This is a genomic window from Streptomyces sp. NPDC053673 (genome assembly GCF_055585225.1).
The window spans coordinates 15553-30802 of record NZ_JBVJKN010000021.1 but is presented as its reverse complement, the minus strand read 5'-3'; the positions used below and the strand labels follow the sequence as shown (position 1 = coordinate 30802).

Annotated in this window: 15 protein-coding genes and 3 pseudogenes; 11 read left to right on the top strand and 7 right to left on the bottom strand. The window is 71.2% G+C overall.

Going from position 1 to position 15250, the window contains the following annotated elements; all coding sequences use genetic code 11:
• Positions 1-6: 6 nt before the first annotated feature.
• The 6 genes from ACZ6ZQ_RS26255 to ACZ6ZQ_RS26230 all read left to right on the top strand — a co-directional run bounded on the left by ACZ6ZQ_RS26255 (position 7) and on the right by ACZ6ZQ_RS26230 (position 5356).
• Complete coding sequence (locus ACZ6ZQ_RS26255; protein WP_469770958.1) at positions 7-459, top strand: hypothetical protein; 453 nt, start codon at positions 7-9, stop codon at positions 457-459.
• Between the two features lie 163 nt (positions 460-622).
• Entirely contained in the window at positions 623-1594 is a 972-nt protein-coding gene (locus ACZ6ZQ_RS26250) for an ATP-binding cassette domain-containing protein (RefSeq protein ID WP_469771024.1), read from the top strand.
• Positions 1591-2382 carry an ABC transporter permease gene (locus ACZ6ZQ_RS26245; RefSeq protein ID WP_469770957.1) on the top strand — a complete coding sequence of 264 codons (792 nt, stop codon included), beginning with the start codon at positions 1591-1593 and terminating at the stop codon, positions 2380-2382. The genes ACZ6ZQ_RS26250 and ACZ6ZQ_RS26245 overlap by 4 nt, the downstream gene beginning before the upstream one ends.
• Positions 2383-2453: 71 nt before the next feature.
• Positions 2454-3707 carry a cytochrome P450 gene (locus ACZ6ZQ_RS26240; protein WP_469770956.1) on the top strand — a complete coding sequence of 418 codons (1254 nt, stop codon included), beginning with the start codon at positions 2454-2456 and terminating at the stop codon, positions 3705-3707.
• 4 nt (positions 3708-3711) lie between these two features.
• Positions 3712-3927 (top strand): ferredoxin, encoded by a 216-nt coding sequence (locus ACZ6ZQ_RS26235; RefSeq protein ID WP_469770955.1) that lies wholly within the window; start codon positions 3712-3714, stop codon positions 3925-3927.
• Between the two features lie 571 nt (positions 3928-4498).
• Entirely contained in the window at positions 4499-5356 is an 858-nt protein-coding gene (locus ACZ6ZQ_RS26230) for an MmyB family transcriptional regulator (protein WP_469770954.1), read from the top strand.
• Here the strand turns inward: ACZ6ZQ_RS26230 and ACZ6ZQ_RS26225 are convergent.
• The 6 genes from ACZ6ZQ_RS26225 to ACZ6ZQ_RS26200 form a co-directional block, all read right to left on the bottom strand.
• Positions 5353-5760, bottom strand: coding sequence for a helix-turn-helix transcriptional regulator (locus tag ACZ6ZQ_RS26225; RefSeq protein WP_469770953.1), 408 nt, complete (start codon positions 5758-5760; stop codon positions 5353-5355). The genes ACZ6ZQ_RS26230 and ACZ6ZQ_RS26225 overlap by 4 nt on opposite strands.
• Positions 5646-6194 carry a hypothetical protein gene (locus ACZ6ZQ_RS26220; protein ID WP_469770952.1) on the bottom strand — a complete coding sequence of 183 codons (549 nt, stop codon included), beginning with the start codon at positions 6192-6194 and terminating at the stop codon, positions 5646-5648. The genes ACZ6ZQ_RS26225 and ACZ6ZQ_RS26220 overlap by 115 nt, the downstream gene beginning before the upstream one ends.
• A 22-nt stretch (positions 6195-6216) precedes the next feature.
• On the bottom strand, positions 6217-7128 hold the full coding sequence (locus ACZ6ZQ_RS26215; RefSeq protein ID WP_469770951.1) for a hypothetical protein: 912 nt from the start codon (positions 7126-7128) through the stop codon (positions 6217-6219).
• Between the two features lie 125 nt (positions 7129-7253).
• Positions 7254-7469: a tautomerase family protein gene (locus ACZ6ZQ_RS26210; RefSeq protein ID WP_469770950.1), complete on the bottom strand. Its 216-nt coding sequence runs from the start codon at positions 7467-7469 to the stop codon at positions 7254-7256.
• 32 nt (positions 7470-7501) lie between these two features.
• The gene (locus ACZ6ZQ_RS26205) at positions 7502-8410 is read right to left on the bottom strand and encodes an SDR family NAD(P)-dependent oxidoreductase (RefSeq protein WP_469770949.1); all 909 of its coding nucleotides are present in this window, start codon (positions 8408-8410) and stop codon (positions 7502-7504) included.
• A 53-nt stretch (positions 8411-8463) separates the two neighbouring features.
• Positions 8464-9246, bottom strand: a complete 783-nt coding sequence (locus ACZ6ZQ_RS26200; protein ID WP_469770948.1) for an SDR family oxidoreductase — start codon at positions 9244-9246, stop codon at positions 8464-8466.
• Between the two features lie 187 nt (positions 9247-9433).
• Between ACZ6ZQ_RS26200 and ACZ6ZQ_RS26195 the strand changes: the two are divergent.
• The 5 genes and pseudogenes from ACZ6ZQ_RS26195 to ACZ6ZQ_RS26175 form a co-directional block, all read left to right on the top strand.
• Positions 9434-9685: pseudogene (locus ACZ6ZQ_RS26195) on the top strand (helix-turn-helix domain-containing protein); the annotation flags it as partial.
• A gap of 71 nt (positions 9686-9756) precedes the next feature.
• Positions 9757-10095: pseudogene (locus ACZ6ZQ_RS26190) on the top strand (zinc-binding dehydrogenase); the annotation flags it as partial.
• A gap of 698 nt (positions 10096-10793) precedes the next feature.
• Positions 10794-11147 carry a VOC family protein gene (locus ACZ6ZQ_RS26185; protein ID WP_469770947.1) on the top strand — a complete coding sequence of 118 codons (354 nt, stop codon included), beginning with the start codon at positions 10794-10796 and terminating at the stop codon, positions 11145-11147.
• Between the two features lie 237 nt (positions 11148-11384).
• Complete coding sequence (locus ACZ6ZQ_RS26180; RefSeq protein WP_469770946.1) at positions 11385-11672, top strand: hypothetical protein; 288 nt, start codon at positions 11385-11387, stop codon at positions 11670-11672.
• Between the two features lie 81 nt (positions 11673-11753).
• Positions 11754-12294: pseudogene (locus tag ACZ6ZQ_RS26175) on the top strand (transposase); the annotation flags it as partial.
• 131 nt (positions 12295-12425) lie between these two features.
• Here ACZ6ZQ_RS26175 and ACZ6ZQ_RS26170 read toward each other — a convergent pair.
• A complete protein-coding gene (locus ACZ6ZQ_RS26170) occupies positions 12426-15167 on the bottom strand; it encodes a heavy metal translocating P-type ATPase (protein WP_469770945.1) in 2742 nt (913 codons plus the stop codon).
• Positions 15168-15250 lie beyond the last annotated feature (83 nt).

The following is a 15250-nucleotide window of genomic DNA, read 5'->3' as shown; positions in this document are numbered from 1 at the left end:
CTCTCCATGGACCTGACCCCTTACGTCGGCCACCTCCGCCGTGAGCTCGCGGTCGCCGCGAACGTCCGCGGCGACGAAGCGCGGGCCCTGGCCGAACGGCTGATCGCCCCCCTGGAGTCGGCCGCTCGGCTGACGCTCGTGAGCGCGCTGACCGCCGCCTCGGACGCGATCACGCGCGAGTTGGCGCCGGGCTCGGTGGACATGCGGCTGCGGGGGCTGGACCCCGAGTTCGTGGTGACGGCACCGCCCGCGCCCGAGGCGCCCGCCGAGGGCGCACCCGGCACGTCGGCACCCATGGCACCACCCGTGGCACCGGTGGCGCCACCGGCTCTGAACGGCGACGAGGGCGGCACTGCCGGGATCAACTTCCGGCTCCCGACGCCCCTCAAGGCCCGCGTCGAGGATGCCGCCGACCAGGAGTCAAGATCTACGCCCGCACCGGTGCCGGCGACATCGTGATCCGTCGCGCCTGAGCTCTCTCCACCACCGAGGCGCCCCAGACGCCCCAGACACCCCAAGAACGTGTCGCCATCCCTCGTGACGGCGACCGCGCGATCCACACAACCCATTCCACATGTGAAATGTCACATTGCCTATGAAAGAGGAGGCGGACTCCATGACCATGACGTCCACCACCACAGCCTCGCCGGCGATCTCCGCCGTCGGGCTGAGCAAGTCGTACGGAGACAAGGTCGTCCTGGACGGCATCGACCTCACCATCCCCGAAGGCACGGTCTTCGCCCTGCTCGGCCCCAACGGCGCCGGCAAGACCACCACCGTCGAGATCCTGTCCACGCTCATCGCCCCCGACGCCGGTCAGGCCCGGATCGCCGGCCACGACCTCGCCGAACGGCCCGAGGGCGTACGCGCCGCGATCGGCGTCACCGGCCAGTTCGCCGCCGTCGACCAACTCCTCACCGCCGAGGAGAACCTGATGCTGATGGCCGACCTCCAGCACCTGCCCCGCCGCGCGGGCAAGCGGCGCGCCACCGAGCTCCTGCACCGCTTCGAGCTGACCGAGGCCGCCCGCAAACCCGTCAGCACCTTCTCCGGCGGCATGCGCCGCAAGCTCGACCTGGCGATGACCCTGGTCGGCGACCCGCGGATCATCTTCCTCGACGAGCCGACCACGGGGCTCGACCCCCGCAGCCGCCGCACCATGTGGGAGATCATCCGCAATCTGGTCGTCGAGGACGGCGTGACCGTCTTCCTCACCACGCAGTACCTGGAGGAGGCCGACCAGCTCGCCGACCGTATCGCCGTCCTCGACCGGGGTCGGCTGGTCGCCGAGGGCACCTCGGACGAGCTCAAGCGCCTGATCCCCGGCGGGCACATCCGGTTGCGGTTCGCGGACGCACATCAACTCGACGTCGCCGCACGCCACTTCGGTGCGGCGGCCCGCGACCCCGAGGAGCTCACACTCCGTATCGCCGGCGACGGGAGCATCCCCACCCTGCGGGCCGTCCTCGACGTCCTCGACGACGCGGCGGTCCAGGCCGAGTCGCTGACCGTGCACACCCCCGACCTCGACGACGTCTTCCTCACCCTCACCGGTCACGGCACCCCCGACACCGCTACGGAGATGGCCCGATGAGCACCTTCACGTACGCCGTCAGCGACTCGATGACGATGCTGCGGCGCAACTTCAAGCACGCCCTGCGCTACCCGGCGATGACCTTCTCCGTGGTCCTCATGCCGGTGATGATGCTGCTGCTGTTCAACTACGCCTTCGGTGGCGCCCTCGGCGCCGGAATCGACGGCGCGCCGTCCGGCGGCGGCGAGTACATCGACTACGTCGCGCCCGGCATCATCCTCATGGCCGCGACCTCCGGGGCGGTGGCGACCGCGGTCAGCGTGTGCGTCGACATGACCGAGGGCATCGTGAACCGGTTCCGTACGATGTCGATCTCCCGCGCCGCGTTCCTGACCGGGCATGTCGTCGGCAGCGTCCTCCAGACCCTGGTCGCCGTCGCCCTGGTGATCGGCGTCGCGCTCGCCATCGGGTTCCGCCCCGACGCCACCCCCGTCGAGTGGCTCGCCGCGGTCGGCCTCCTCGCCCTGCTCATCCTGGCGCTGACCTGGCTGTCGGCCGGCATCGGCCTGGTGGCCAGGACCCCCGAGTCCGCGAGCAACACGCCCCTGCCGCTGACCTTTCTGCCCTTCCTCGGCAGCGCCATCGTCCCGACCGACTCGATGCCGACCGGACTGCGCTGGTTCGCCGAGTACCAGCCCTTCACCCCGGTCATCGAGACCCTGCGCGGCCTGCTCATGGGAACCGGGATCGGCAACAGCGGATACATCGCGCTCGCCTGGTGCGTCGGCCTCACTCTCGTCGGCTGCCTCTGGGCGCGCTCCGCCTTCGGCCGCACCGTCAAGCGGTAAGTACGGCTTTCCCCACGGCACTTCGCTTCACACGACACGTTCACCGCACATCGCTCTCCACGGAGGACACCATGCAGCACGAACCGTCGACCCGACCCGAGGCCACCGAGGCCACCGAGGCCACCGAGACCGTAGAGCCCGTCACGCTTCCCACGCAGCGCGCCGCCGGCTGCCCCTTCGACCCGCCCGCCGGTCTGGCGGAGCTGCGCGAGCAGAGCCCCCTGACCCGGATGACCTACCCCGACGGGCACGTCGGCTGGCTGGCCACCGGCTACTCCACGGTCCGCTCGATCCTGGCGGACCCGCGTTTCAGCTCGCGGTACGAGCTGATGCACTACCCCTTCCCCGGGGGGCCCGAGGGTCCGCTGCCGCCGGCCCCCGTCGGTGACATGACCGGGATGGACGCGCCCGAGCACACCCGCTTCCGGCGGCTCCTGATGGGCAAGTTCACCGTCCGCCGCATGCGGCAGCTCTCCGAGCGCGTCGAGGAGATCACCACCGAGCACCTGGACGCGATGGAGCGCCGCGGGCCGGGCGCCGACCTGGTCGAGGCGTTCGCCCGCCCCCTCCCCGCCCTGATGATCTGCGAGCTGCTCGGCGTGCCCTACGCCGACCGTGAGCGTTTCCAGGACCACGCCCACACGATCATGTCCATGGACGTGACGCCCGAGGACCGGTACGCCGCCTTCGTCGGACTCCAGGAGTACATGGCCGAGTTGGTCGCCGCCAAGCGCGCCGCGCCCTCCGACGACCTGCTCGGCGACTTGGCCCAGGACTCCGATCTCACCGACGAGGAGCTGATCGGCGTCGGGGGCTTCCTGCTCGCCGCCGGGCTCGACACCACCGCCAACATGATCGCCCACGGTACGTTCGCGCTCCTCACCGACCCGGCCCAGACCGACGCCCTGCGTACGGACCCGGACCTCGCCCCCCAGGCCGTCGAGGAGCTGATGCGCTATCTGACCATCGCTCACACCAGCGTGAAGTCCGCGCTGGAGGACGTCGAGCTGGAGGGCCGGCTCATCAAGGCGGGCGAGAGCGTCACCATCTCGATGGAGGCCGCCAACCGTGACCCGGAGCGGTTCCCCGACCCCGACGTCCTCGACCTGTACCGCAAGTCCACCGGTCACCTGGGTTTCGGGCACGGCATGCACCAGTGCCTGGGCCAGCAACTGGCCCGTGTCGAGATGACGGTGGCCCTGCCCGCGCTGCTGAGGCGGTTCCCCACACTGCGGCTGGACGTGCCGCCGGAGGAGGTGCCCCTGCGGACGAACATGAACATCTACGGCGTGCACCGGCTGCCGGTCACCTGGGACGAGAACTGATCCCATGGACGTCCACGTCGACCGTGACCGCTGCCTCGGTGCCGGAATGTGCGCCCTGACCGCCCCCGAGGTCTTCGACCAGGACGAGGACGAGGGCCTGGTCCTCCTGCTGAACGCCCGGCCGCCGCAGGAGCAGCACGCGGCAGTCCGCGTCGCCGCCGGTGTCTGCCCGGCCTCGGCCATCACCCTCACGGAGCGCGGCTCCTCCCCGGCCTCGTAACCGCGGCGGCCTCTCCACATCAGCGTCGCCTCCGGCGACCGCCCCTGCGCGGGCGACGCCCCGTCAGCGGCCCTGAGCCATAGTGGTTCTCAACCCGCCTTTCCTGACGCCGCCGGCTCACCACCGCCCCACGCGGCTCCCTCACCGACACCGGTCCGGCCCGCCCGTGGTGCCCCTGGTGGCCGATGAGCACCGTTCCTCACCCGCAAAGACCCGGTCCGTCGCCGACGGCACCTCCGGCGTGCCGTCGGCGACGCGACCGCCTCACCGACAGGACTCCTCCACTGTGGCCATGTTCCTCTCCAAACATGCCGGTCGCCGCCACGTCCGGGCGGCGCCGTGCGCCCCGGCTCCAGTCAGGGCTGCGGCGGCCCCAGGGGCGGCGTCCCACCCGTCCGTGGTGAACCGCGCCATGCGCTCCTTCCTGGAGGAGCGATCCACCTGAGGCATGTCTGCCGGACGGGAACGGGCGGTGAGGCCAGGGTGTGAGGTGAGAGTGTGAGGCTGGGTTCGTCCATCCAGGGGTTGGCGTCCCCTGGATCAGCCCATCTGCCCGAGTGACGATGAGGGCGTGAACCTTCCCGAATTCGCTGCATTCCTGAAGTCCCGGCGGGACCGTATCCGGCCGCCCGACGTGGGCCTGCCCACCGGACCCCGGCGCCGGGTGCCCGGCCTGCGGCGCGAGGAGGTCGCGCAGCTCGCGGGCCTGTCGGCCGACTACTACACCGAGCTGGAACGCGGGGGCAGCGTCCAGCCCTCGGCCCAGGTCCTGGCCGCCCTCGCCCGTGCGCTGCGCCTCAACAGCGACGAGCGCGACCACCTCTTCCACCTCGCCGGCCGGGCCGTTCCCCCGGCGGCCCACGGCTCGACCGCGCACGTCCAGCCCGCCCTGCTCGGACTGCTGGACCGGCTCACCACCACCCCGGCCCAGGTCATCACCGACCTCCACGAGACCGTCGTCCAGAACGAACTGGCCGTCGCCCTCGTCGGCCGGCAGCCGCCGTGCCGAGGCCCCGCGGCGAGCTTCGTCCACCGCTGGTTCACCGACCCCGACTCCCGCCGGCTCTACCCACCGGAGGACCATCCGCACCACTCGCGGGTCTTCGTGGCCGACCTCCGGGCGGTCGCCGCGCGGCGCGGCCGCGACCCCGAGGTGGCCCGGATGGTGGCCGAGCTGCGTCGGCGCAGCCAGGAGTTCACCGACCTGTGGGACACCCACGACGTCGCGCTGCGCCGGACCGACCACAAACGCATCGTGCACCCCACACTGGGTGTCATCGAACTCGACTGCCACAGCCTGTTCAGTGAGGACGGGCGGCAGCGCCTGCTGTGGTTCTCCGCCCCGCCCGGCACCGACGCCGCGGCTCAGTTGGAACTGCTCTCCGTCATCGGCACACAGGACATGGCCGCCAGCGAGAACCCTTCCTAGAGCAGACCGTGTTCCGTGGCGAACAGCGTCACACCGGCCCGGGTCCGCCGGCCGGTCTTGTCGTAGATGTGGGCCAGATGGTGCCCAACCGTCCGGCTCGAGATCGACAGCTTCATGCCGATCTCCCGATTGCGCAGTCCTTGGGCCGCCAGGCAGAGCACCTGCACCTCCCGCTCGGTCAATCCCGCGGGCAGGTCCGACGGCGGCTCGACGGGACGCGCGGCCTTGGGTTCGCGGACGGCGGGCCGCTCGGGACCATCCGCCGGGCGACGGAACCCGCCCGTTGCTCTCAACCCGCCCGTGCTCTCAACCCGCCCTCCGCTCGCGCCGCGAACGCCTCGGCACCCATCGTGGAGAACAGCTCGTGCGCCGTGAGCAGCTGCGCGCGAGCATCGATGCGGCATCGGCGGCGACGCAGCCACTCGCCGTAGACGAGGTGCGCCCGCGCCAGTTGCACGCGTATCCGTGTCCGCCCCAGTCGCTCGATCGCCTCGCGATAGAGGTCCTCCGCCACGGCGTCGTCCGCGATCAGGGCTCGTGTCACGGCCTCGACGCCGAGGGCCCAGTCGGTGCCGCACGGGAGGGTCCTCCCGGACAGCTCATCGGCCGCGTCGATGGCCACTTCCGTCAGTCCCAGGCGAGTGGCAGCCTCGACGACCTCGGGCAATGCCCACACCCCGAACGCCGAGATCGGAATCTGCTCCGCGGCCTTCCGCGCGGCGATGAGCGCGGCGTCATAGCGGCCGCCGCCGTTGTGCAGCACCGAGGTGGTCAACTCGGTGATCGTGACCGCGGTCGCCTCACCACGCGTGGCGGCTTCACGTGCGCTGACATCCAACAGCCGCAAACCCTGGTCCGGGTCACCGCGCCATCCGGCCGGAAAGGCTGCCCCGTACGCCGTCTGCGGAGCACCGGTCGCCTCTGCCACGGCATCGGCTTCCTGGATGAGCGCCGCCCCGGTCGAAGCACCCCTCTTGCAGGCTCAGCCATGCCGCGAAATTGAGGCCGACCGGGAGCACGGCAAGCGCTCCCGACTCCCGAGCGGTCGCGGTCAGCCGCGTGCTGAGGGCTTCCAGGGCATCGTCGTCCCATACGCCCCATGCCGCACGGCAGGCGAGCGGGAGTGCCCGTAGTTCACCGGAGCGCCGGTACGCGCGGAGCGCGGCTTGGATGTCCGGTACGGCTGCCGTCATCCCCCTGGTGAAGAACCTCACGATGCCGTCCAGCAGAAGGTCGGCCGCTCCTGGAGGCTGCGGCAGAGCTGTGCCGGCGAGCACCGCCTCGGCTGCCCGGACGACCGCCTCGGCTTGGCCGAATCGACCTGCCCACGCCGCTGCCCACAACACTTCCAGGAGCGTTTCACGGGCGAGCCCGGCGTTGAAGGGGGTGAGCAGGCGCGCCGCTTCGAGCAGCAGCGGCGGAGCCTCGTTTCCCCGCTGCACCGCGAACGAGATCCGGCCGCGCAGGCGTACGGACCGGGCGTGGTGGACTCCGTCGAGAAGACCGGCGTCCAGCGCGGCGAGCAGGCTCAGCGCCTCCTCGGGAGCGCCGGCGTCGTGCTTGGCCTGCGCGGCGGACAACAGGCGTTCGTTGCGGCGGCCGGGGTCCGGCGTCAGTACGGCTGCTTTCTCCAGGAGGGCCGCCGCGGCGGCCAGACCGCCCCGAGCCTGTGCCCGCTGCGCGGATTGCTCCAGCTTGGCCGCGACCTCCTCGTCCAGGCCGAACGTCGCCTGAGCCCGGTGCCAGGCGTGGCGATCGGGATCCGTCCGCACTTCCGTCGCCTTGGCCAGCGCCGCGCGAGCAGCGCGTGAGCGGCGCGGCGCTCGGCGGGCGGCAGGTGCCGACCGGGGAGCGAGGGGTGTCGGGCCGCGCTTGGTCGAGCGGGCCGGTGCGGTCGTCAGTCCTCCGGGCTCTGCTGGAGCATGGCGAGGGTCAGGACGTTGCCGCCGATGCCCCAGCCGCCGTCCACTACCTCCTCGACCAGGACCATGGTGTTGGCGCGCGCCCGCTCGCCGTAGATCTCGACGTACAGCTCGGTGGTACGGGTGACGATCTCCTCCTTCTGCTTCTCGTCGAGGGTGCCGGCGGGGACCTTGAAGTTGGCGAAAGGCATGGGTCGATCTCGTTTCTCAGTGAGGGAACTGGTTACAGGGAGCTGCCTGCGGTGAGCAGGTCGTCCAGCCCGGCGCGGCGGAAGAATTCGGCGCGGACACGGTCGGCGACCGCGGAGACGACTTCGCTGCCGTCACGGCTGGGGTCCATGTGGGTACGCAGTGGCCGGGTGCCGGCGGGCATGGCGACCAGGCGTACGACGGCGTCGGCGACGTGGGTCGCGTCGGCGTCCGGGGGGATGAGCGCGGACAGCCGCTTGTCGAGACCGGCCAGCAGGGGTCCGTAGCGCTCGTTGTAGTCGGCGGCCCGATCGGAGTCGGCGGGGGCGCCGGCGTGCGTGAAGTGGTTGGTGCCGGAGGTGAAGGCGCCGGGGACGACGATGGCGGTGTCGATGCCAAAGCGCACCACTTCGGCGGCGTAGCTGACCGCCAGGGCGTCCATGGCCGCCTTCGCGGCGAAGTAGGGGCCGACGAACGGCGGGCAGCCGCCGCGGGTGCTGGTGCTGCCGATCCACACCAGCAGCCCGTGGCCCTGCGCTCGCAGGTGGGGCAGTGCGGCGCGGTTGACGCGCTGGGTGCCCAGGACGTTGACGTCGTAGAGGGCCGCGAGCTGGTCCGGGGTAAAGGCCTCGGCCGGCCCGGTGGCCATGTGTCCGGCGTTGTGGACGACCACGTCCAGGCGGCCGTGGGCGGCCAGGATGTGGGCGATGGCGGCGTCGGCGGACTCCTGGGAGGTGACGTCGAGTTCGACGGCGTGCAGGTCGAGGACGTGGTCGGCGGCGCAGCGGGCCAGGTCCTGCACAGCCGGTGCGTTGCGGGTGACGGTCTGCCGGATGCCGGCGTACACGGTGTGGCCGGCGTGGCCCAGGGCACGTACGGTCAGTGCCCCGAAGCCGCTGGAGGCCCCGGTCACCAAGATGGTGCCGGCGGTGTCGGAGGGCATGGTGTGATCCTCGAAGAGATGGGTGCCTGCGCTGTGGACGGCGCCGGGGCGGGTCAGATGATGCCGCCGTTGGCGCGGATGACCTGGCCGTTGACCCAGTGGCCGGCGGGGGAGGCGAGGAAGGCGACGACCTCGGCGATGTCGGCGGGGCTGCCGAGCCGCTCCAGCGGGGGCTGGGCGGCGAGGCGGGCGATGGTCTCCTCGTCCTTGCCCTCGAAGAAGAGCTCGGTGGCGGTGGGGCCGGGGGCGACGGCGTTCACGGTGATGTCCCGGCCGCGCATCTCGCGGGCGAGGATCAGCGTGAGCGCCTCCACCGCGCCCTTGCTCGCGCTGTAGGGACCGTATCCGGGGAAGGCCAGGCCCACCACGGACGTGGAGAAGGTGATGACGGCCCCGCCCTCGCGGACCTTGCGGGCGGCCTGCTGGGCGACGACGAAGGTGCCGCGGATGTTGGTGCGGTGCACCGCGTCCACCTCCGCCAGGTCCACGTCGGCGATGGAGGACAGGTACGCCCGGCCGGCGGCGTGGACGACGACGTCGACGCCGCCGTACTCGGACTCGGCGGTGGCGAACAGCGCGGCCACGGCCTGCTCGTCGGCGACGTCGGCCTGGACGGCGACCGCCCGGCCACCGGCCGCGGTGACGTCCTTGACGGCCGCCTCGGCCAGGTCACGGTTGCCGGCGAACCCGACGACGACGGCGAACCCGTCGGCGGCCAGCCGGCTCACCGCTTCGCGGCCGATACCGCGCGAGCCACCGGTGACGACGGCGACACGGACCTGGTCGGTGCCCTGACCGGCACCGGTGCTGCTCTCCGGGGAGGTTCGGGGAGACATGGGAACTCCTGCATGGGGTGGGACGGCTACGAGGTGTGTGGATCGTGGGCGCGGGCTGCGGCGTCGCCGCCGTGGTGCCGCGCGGTGCCCTCAACGATCCGTTGGTGTTCCGACCCCAGCCAGGGCTGTGTCTACCCTGGGGTTGCCAACCCTGGTCTCAGACGCACGGTGCGAGTAAGGACGGGGCGTGAACCTTCCCGAATTCGCTGCATTCCTGAAGTCCCGGCGGGACCGTATCCGGCCGCCCGACGTGGGCCTGCCCACCGGACCCCGGCGCCGGGTGCCCGGCCTGCGGCGCGAGGAGGTCGCGCAGCTCGCGGGCCTGTCGGCCGACTACTACACCGAGCTGGAACGCGGGGGCAGCGTCCAGCCCTCGGCCCAGGTCCTGGCCGCCCTCGCCCGTGCGCTGCGCCTCAACGGCGACGAGCGCGACCACCTAGACTCCGGTTACGACGACCAGCTTCTGGGTTTCAGATGACGTCGTCACCTTGATTACACGAGCAGAGCTACGACGCGGTGTTCGACGCAGTCGGCAAGAGTACGTTCGGCCGCTGCAGGCGGCTGTTGAAACCCGGCGGGGTGTACCTGTCCTCGGACCTGGGCCCCGGGTGGCAGAACCTGCTCCTGCCGCTCGTCACGCCCCTGTTCCGCGGAAGGAAGGTGAAGTTCCCCGTGCCGAAGCAGGACCAGGAGATGGTGCTCTACTTCCGGGACCTGATCGAGGCAGGCGAGTTCGGGCCGGTCATCGACCGACGGTACCCGTTGGAGCGGATCGCCGACGCCTACCGGTATGTCGAGACCGGAGGGAAGACCGGCAACGTCGTCATCACCGTCGTACCGCCGAACTGACCCCAGCTGAGTGCCCCCTGCTGCCAGACATCAAGTAGATCAGCCAGGTGGGAAAGCCTCCCTGGGTTGGTCTGTGGGACGTGGCGAGCCCTTCGGTTGGTTGACCCGCCAGGGACGCCGCATGTGGTTCAAGAGGCCCTGTCACTGATGGTTCGCACTGATGGGCCGCCTCAATCACCGCTGGTCGGCCGGCACGGGGCGAGGCTGTACTTACGACGGCTCGTACAGGTCGGCCGCCGGGTGGCGTCGGTGCGCACCGGAGCCGCGTACCGGCAACCGCCGGACTTGGGCGGTATGACACCGGGCCGTCCACGGCAGCACCGGCACTGACGACGCACCACACCGACCCAGACGGCTCCACTGCCGGCACCGGCATCCGCGATCCTCCGAGCAATGTGGGCGGACTGTTGAGAATTTCCTCAGCGGCGGACACGGTGAAGGGAATCCGGACACGGCAGCTCCCCACTGACGGACTCGCTATGACGCACCGTCATGGGCCGCGGCCCCTTGGGGCGCCCTCTTCGTCCCTTCTCGAGTCCGGGAACGCCAGGCCGACTCGCTGCGCGCCGGTGCTCCGTCGAGCCACCACGCGATGCGGACAAGGGTTCTGCGCGGTGACCGATCCGGGACGAGGCGAGGTCCAGATCATGGGCGCGGTGTCCTCAACGTAGACGGTGGCGGCGTGCGAACATCGGGGCATGCTCTCAGGCGCACACGTGATCCTCTACTCCCAGGATGCTGAGGCCGACCGGGCCTTCATCAAGGACGTGCTCGGCTTCGCCCACGTCGACGCGGGCCACGGCTGGCTGATCTTCAAGCTGCCGCCCGCCGAGGTCGCCGTGCACCCGACCGACGGCGCGCCGAAGCACGAGCTCTACCTGATGTGCGACGACCTCGACGCCGTACTCGCCCAGCTCGCAGAGCGCGGCGCGGAGCTCACCGGCGAGGTGACCGAGGAGCGGTGGGGACGCCTTACCGCCGTACGCCTCCCCAGCGGCAGTGAACTGCCCCTGTACCAGCCGCTGCACCCCATCGCACACAGCCTCGACTGAGCCTCCGCCCACGCCGTCACCGCGGGGACTGCCCCGGCCGGTCCGTCTTGAGCCGCGCGGACACCTGCGCGCCTTGGGCCGGTCCACTTCCACCACAGCCCGTCACCGGCACGTTCACAGGGCCAAACGCTCGGCCATTGCCGCAGTGCTAGGGCGCGTATTGAATCGTGATCAAACTGCACCGCTTCATAAGCCGGTGGTGGCCGCCTGCGGCGACTCGCGTGAGATCATCCGTCCATGAGCAGCGACCTGGAAGTGAGTGCTCTGGCGATCAATGTCGCGATCCCGCAGGCGCTCCGCTGGACGGATAGTCGACGCGGCGAAGCGTTCATGCTGACCACGCTTAACGTCCGGCTTCTCCCGGACGGTCGCCTCGCCGCAAAGGCGTATGGCCGACCAGTTGGTGGTGGTCGGGGCGCATACGTCTCGTTCCCTGTCCCCGACAAACCCGAACTGGCGGCCCTGGTTGCCGGCGCTGCCAGCCGTGCGGGGGCGTTGTGGGCCGCTCATCGTGGTCTCGGCTGAGCTTAGTTCGGCTCGAAGGCGGACGGTGACAGTTCCGGGCTTCGCTCTCGCGGCGCGGCCTGGAAGGGTAGATCTTCTTGCGTGACACGAGTGCAACTGGCGGATGCGGAGTGGGAGTTCATCGGGCCGTACCTGCCGATCGGCGAGTACGGCCCGTACCCCGAGCGGCTGCGCCAGCAGTTCGAGGGGGTGATCTGGCGGTTCAAGACCGGCGGACAGTGGCGGGAGATGCCGCAGGAGCTCGGCGCCCGGTCGACCGTCCACAACCGCTTCCGCAGTGGCGTGACGCCGGTGTCTTCGAGGCCCTGCTGGAGGGCCTGATCGCGGAAGCAGCGAAGCGCGGTGAGGTGGACCTGTCCCTGGTCAGCATCGACTCCACCACCGCCCGGGCCCACCACGACGCCGCCGGGATACACCTCGACGAGGACGTCGTCACCGCCCTGGAGAAAGCCGCCGCCGAGGAGGAGAAGGCCAGGTCAAAGGGGGCGGTCTCGAAGAACAAAGCAGGCAGGAGGCCGAAAGCGATGCCGCGCGGGAAGAACGACGACGCATCCGGCGTCGGCGCAAACTCCGGCTGAAGGCCGCCCTCCTCGGACGCTCCAGGGGCGGACAGACCCAGCGACCACCCGCGCGTCACCGCCGAGAAGGTCTGACTCCCGCCTCCGCCCGGGGCTTGGCACTTGGCCGACAGGGCCACGTCCGCCATTGCCCCCTCAGCGTCGCCGGCCGCTGTCCGGTCAAGCTGCCAGCCGTTCAATGGTGCTCATGCCCTGGTGCGGACGGTTCCGTCCTCTCGCCCGGTGGTTGGGTGAAGCGGTCGGGGGCGCTGTCGTAGGTCGCGGCGCAGTCGGCGGAGCAGAAGCAGAGGGTGCCTCCGTCCGGGCGTTCGCGGCGTTCGGGCGCGGTCGTGGGATCGACGTGCATGCCACAGACGGGGTCGATGGCCGTCTCCGGCTGCTCGTCCCGGTATTCGTCCGGTGCTGCCCGGTCGGCCCCCGACTCGACGTCCGGCCGTACGGGCGCCGCCTCGGCCTGCGCCGGAAGTGGCGTGGGGCGCCAACGGCGCAGCCGGGAGGCATTGGTGACCACCGACAGGGACGACAGGGCCATGGCGGCCGCGGCGATGATCGGGCTGAGGCGGATGCCCCACAGGGGGTAGAGGGCGCCGGCGGCGATGGGGATGCCGACGGCGTTGTAGACGAGGGCGAAGAACAGGTTCTGCTTGATGTTGCGCAGGGTGGCGCGGGACAGGCGGATGGCGGTGACGACTCCGGCGAGGGAGCCGGAGACGAGGGTGATGTCGGCGGACTCGATGGCGACGTCGGTGCCGGTGCCGATCGCGAGGCCCACGTCGGCCTGGGCGAGCGCGGGGGCGTCGTTGATGCCGTCGCCGACCATGCCGACGGTGCGGCCCTCGGCCTGGAGGCGGCGGATCTCGTCGGCCTTGTGCTCGGGCAGCACCTCGGCCAGGACGCGGGGGATGCCGACCTGGCCCGCGATGGCGGCGGCCGTGCGGGTGTTGTCGCCGGTGAGCATCACGATGTCGGTACCGAGGTGCCGCAGGGCGGCCACGGCCCGGGCGGAGTCGTCCTTGACCGTGTCGGCAACGGCCAGTGCGCCGGCGGCGCGCCCGTCGACCGCGACGAGCACGGGCGTCCGGCCCTGCTCGGACAGCCGCCCGGCCCGCTGGGGCAGGTCGGCGGTGCCGACGCCCGCGTCCGCCAGGAGCCGGGCCGTGCCCACGAGAACGGCGTGGCCGTCGACGGTGGCCCGGACGCCCTTGCCGGTGACGGAGTCGAAGTCCGAGGCACCGGGGACGGTCAGGCCGCGGTCGCGGGCGCCCTCGACGACTGCCCGGGCGAGGGGGTGTTCGCTGTCGCTCTCGGCGCCGGCCGCCAGTCCGAGCAACTCGTCCTCGGTGAGGCCGCCGACCGGCTCCACATCGGTGAGGACCGGCCTGCCTTCGGTGACGGTGCCCGTCTTGTCGAGGACGATCGTGTCGAGCTTGTGGGCGGTCTCCAGGGCCTCGGCGGAACGGATGAGGATGCCGGCCCGCGCTCCCTTGCCGGTGCCGACCATGACCGAGAGCGGGGTGGCCAGGCCGAGGGCACAGGGGCAGGCGATGATCAGTACGGCGACGGCGGAGACCAGGGCCAGGGTGAGGGCCGGCGCGGGGCCGATCGTGTACCAGAGGGCGAAGGTGCCGATCGCGATGGCGATCACGACCGGGACAAAGTAGGCGGAGATCGCGTCGGCGAGGCGCTGGATGGGCGCCTTGGACGCCTGCGCCTGCTGCACGAGACGCACGATCTGGGCGAGCATCGTGTCGGCGCCGACCTTGGCGGCGCGGACCCGCAGCGAGCCGGTGGTGTTGACGGTGGCCCCGATGACGCCGTCGCCCGCCTGCTTGGTGACGGGCATCGGCTCGCCGGTCACCATCGACTCGTCCACGGCCGACGAGCCCGAGACGACCTCGGCGTCGACGGGGATCTTCTCGCCCGGCCGGATGACGATCTCGTCCCCGACGACGACCGCCTCCACGGGGATCTCGGTCTCGCCCCCGTCCCGTACGACCCGTGCGGTACGGGCCTGCAGGCCGATCAGGGAGCGGATGGCCTCGCCGGTTCCGGCCTTCGCCCGGGCCTCCAGGAGACGCCCGAGGAGGATCAGCGTGAGGATCACGCCGACGGCCTCGAAGTAGACCTCCCGCACGTCCTGGGGCAGGAGTCCGGGGGCGAGGGTGACGAGCAGGCTGTAGCCGTAGGCGGCGGAAGTTCCCAGTGTGATCAGGGAGTTCATGTCCGCGCCGCGATGACGCAGGGCCGCCCAGCCGATCGAGTGGATCGGCCATCCTGTGTAGAACATCACCGGGGTGATCAGAGCCAGCTGGACCCAGTGGTTCAGCATCCAGCCCGGCACCCATTCCGCTCCGAACAGCTCGTGCGCCATGACGGCGAACAGCACCGGCGCGGTGAGCACCGCTCCGACGGCGACCCGACGTGTCAGGTCCTTGATCTCCGCCTGTCGCTCGGCGACGTCCGCGGCCTCTTCCGCTGCGGCGTCCCCATGTCCCTCGCCAGACGCGGTTTCCTCTGGAGGCGGGGCTGGACCGGCCCCTTCGACGGGGTCGACGACCAGGGTGCCGTGGATCATGTTCATGCCGCAGGCGAACCCGAAGGAGCCCGGCCGGTCGGGGTTCAGCCGCACGGTCGTGCGGGTGTGGGCGGGCAGCCCGGCGCCCACCCTGAGGTCGGGGAAGACGACCCGCGAGGTGCACTCACCGGCCTCCTGACGGTCGAAGACCACGTCGACCGGCGTCCCCTGCCGCACCTTGATCAGATTCGGGCTGTAGCCGCCCCGCACGGTCACCTCGACCCACTGAACGCCGTCCTCCAGCCGGGCGGTAGCAGCCTTGCGCGGGCCGAAGAAGTACCAGCCCAGCCCGGCGATCAGCCCGGCAGCGACGATCACGACGACGACATCCGCCACGGCCATGGGGCTCGCCTCCTCGCGCGCGCCTGCCCCTCCAGCCTCCCGCGCGCCATCCGCCCAGGCCACCTGGCAAGGCAGGGACGACG